1 protein-coding gene is annotated in these 584 nt (G+C 60.1%); it reads right to left on the bottom strand.

Annotated elements, in window-relative coordinates; translation table 11 throughout:
• Positions 1-100 precede the first annotated feature (100 nt).
• Positions 101-584: GGDEF domain-containing protein (locus MF607_RS22605; RefSeq protein WP_242122404.1), on the bottom strand; the 484-nt coding region annotated here is incomplete at its 5' end.

The following is a 584-nucleotide window of genomic DNA, read 5'->3' as shown; positions in this document are numbered from 1 at the left end:
TGGGTCATCAGTTATACAGGTGAGGTGTTGATCGCCCGCTCGCCACCAGACGTTAAGCGACAAGAGCCCTTTAGCGCGGCCAGAATTACGTTGTTGGCAGTCAAGCGGCGATAAGACTGATAGTCGCACGGTTTCTACCTTCGCGCTTGGACTGGTAGAGAGCCATATCGGCTGCCTGAATGAGGGTCGAGCCGTCGCGTGCCATCGTAGGCGACCACGTCGCGATGCCAAATGACATGCTGGTTGATCCGAGGCTGCGGCTGCCATGCCGAACGGTCAACTCGGCGATAGCGCGTCGAACGACTTCCACGCGTCCTGCCAGAGCGTCCGCGGTCGTGCCTGGGGCGATGATAGTGAACTCCTCACCCCCGAAGCGGCAAACCACGTCGCCGTCGCGAAAGCGGCTGCGCATTTCCGCTGCGACAACCTGCAGAACCGCGTCGCCAGCATCATGGCCGAATTCGTCATTGAACCGCTTGAAGTGGTCGACGTCACACATGACGAGGCTGAGCGGCGTGCCAGCGCGAGAGGCACGCGCGATCTCCAATTTCAGCGTCTCCTCCATATAGCGGCGATTGAACAGG

This window comes from Sphingomonas lacusdianchii (genome assembly GCF_022664395.1).
Taxonomy (GTDB): Bacteria; Pseudomonadota; Alphaproteobacteria; order Sphingomonadales; family Sphingomonadaceae; genus Sphingomonas; species Sphingomonas lacusdianchii.
The sequence above is the reverse complement of the archived record's forward strand: the minus strand, read 5'-3'. Positions and strand labels throughout refer to the sequence as shown.